The organism is Thermoanaerobacter sp. A7A, from assembly GCF_000445185.1.
Taxonomy (GTDB): domain Bacteria; phylum Bacillota; class Thermoanaerobacteria; order Thermoanaerobacterales; family Thermoanaerobacteraceae; genus Thermoanaerobacter.
The window spans coordinates 1-1,986 of record NZ_AVAF01000053.1; the positions used below are offsets into that span (position 1 = coordinate 1).

General features: G+C 36.2%; 3 protein-coding genes. 2 read left to right on the forward strand and 1 reads right to left on the reverse strand.

Annotation, left to right across the window (positions count from 1 at the left end):
- Together M663_RS0103640 and copZ are read left to right on the forward strand one after the other, a co-directional pair.
- Positions 1-1,401: heavy metal translocating P-type ATPase (locus tag M663_RS0103640; RefSeq protein WP_029687952.1), on the forward strand; the 1,401-nt coding region annotated here is incomplete at its 5' end.
- A gap of 37 nt (positions 1,402-1,438) precedes the next feature.
- On the forward strand, positions 1,439-1,663 hold the full coding sequence (gene copZ, locus M663_RS0103645) for a copper chaperone CopZ (protein ID WP_029687953.1): 225 nt from the start codon (positions 1,439-1,441) through the stop codon (positions 1,661-1,663).
- Between the two features lie 132 nt (positions 1,664-1,795).
- Here copZ and M663_RS15140 read toward each other — a convergent pair.
- A partial coding sequence (locus tag M663_RS15140; protein ID WP_273702609.1) for a hypothetical protein occupies positions 1,796-1,986 on the reverse strand: 191 nt, incomplete at its 5' end.

Below are 1,986 nucleotides of genomic sequence, written 5' to 3' on the forward strand. Positions count from 1 at the left end.
TCACTTGATGGGAAGGTAATTGAAGGGGAATCGATGGTGGATACTTCTGCATTAACAGGAGAATCTGTTTTAAGAGAAGTTTATAAAGGCGCGGAGGTTTTAAGTGGCTTTATAAATAAAAATGGACTTCTCACAATAGAAGTAACCAGAGAGTTTGCAGAATCAACTGTTTCAAAAATACTAGGACTTATTGAAGAGGCTAGCAGTAAGAAAGCTCCTACAGAAAAATTTATGACAAAGTTTGCGAAATATTACACTTCTATTGTTGTTTTTTTGGCATTGATTATTGCAGTAATTCCTCCTTTAATTATGCCAGCAGCAACCTTCAAGGAATTTATATATAGAGCACTTATTTTTCTTATTATATCGTGCCCCTGTGCACTGGTATTATCGATTCCTTTAAGCTTTTTTGCTGGTATAGGTGCTGCCTCAAAAAATGGCATCCTTGTAAAAGGAAGTAACTATTTGGAAGCGTTAAGCGATGTAGAAACTGTTGTATTTGATAAAACAGGGACCCTTACAAAAGGGGTATTTAAGGTGACGGAAATTAAATTTGTAAATGGCATGAGCAGGGATGCGCTTTTAGAATATGCGGCATATGCCGAAAGTTTTTCAAATCATCCTATAGCAGAATCCATTTTAAAAGCCTATGGGAAAGAAGTAGACAGATCTAAAATAAAAAAGTATGAAGAAATTTCAGGAAATGGCGTAAGAGCAAATATAGAAGGAAAAGAAGTCCTTGTGGGCAATGCTAAATTAATGAAGATGGAAAATATTGATTGTGTTACCGGTGACTCAACAGGCACTATCATCCATGTAGCTATAGATAACAAATACTGTGGCTATATCCTTATATCCGATGAAGTAAAAGAAGATTCCTCAAAAGCTATAGAAAGTCTCAAGAAAATGGGCATTAAAAGGATTGTCATGCTTACGGGGGATAACAAAGCTGCCAGCGATAAAATCGCTGCTTCATTAGGGATTGATGAAGTGTATTCACAACTTCTTCCAAATGAGAAAGTTGGCGTACTTGAGAAATTGTATGCTGACAAGAAAAAAGGCAAGCTAATATTTGTCGGTGATGGCATAAATGATGCACCGGTTTTAGCGAGATCTGATGTGGGTGTTGCAATGGGAGGAATCGGGTCAGATGCTGCTATAGAAGCAGCCGATGTAGTTTTAATGACAGATGAACCATCAAAACTGGTAACAGCTATAAAGATATCCAAAAGGACAAAGTTAATAGTATGGGAAAATATTCTTCTTGCATTAGGAGTAAAAGTAATAGTTTTAGCACTTGGTGCTTTAGGGGTTGCTACAATGTGGGAAGCTGTGTTCGCCGACGTAGGTGTTGCACTCCTTGCAGTCCTTAATTCCTTAAGATTGCTTAATAAAAAATAAAAATATTATTAACTTTTAAAAAAGGAGGATATGAATCATGGGTTTGTTTGGACCTAAGGGTGAGACTATCGTCATAAATGTTAAGGGGATGACATGCAACCATTGCAAAGTGTCTGTTGAAAATGCACTAAAGAAGTTAAATGGGGTATTGAAAGCTGTTGTTGACCTTGATAAAGGGAGTGTTACGGTAACATATGACCCTGCTAAAGTTTCTGTGGATGATATGAAAAAGGCAATTATTGATACAGGATATGAAGTGTAATATCTATTAAAAAATTTAAAGTATAAAGTAGGAGGATGTTTTGTGGAATTTGTGAAACATCGGTGTTAACTTTTCTAAATAATTTGCAACTGACTAAGGAAAAGATATGTTGGGCGGCTTGATACCGCCCATTCAGTTTGATAAGGAATAGCAATTTGGATGCGTAAATCCACCTATTGACTTTGAGATAAGATTGTGATACCTTAAAAAGAGAAGATTAATAATTCTTATCGGAATACTCGGAATTAAGGTACAAGGGATAGGAGCTGGATTTATTCCTGACAAAGCTAATTGCGATGTTTGAAACCGAAGTAACAACAATG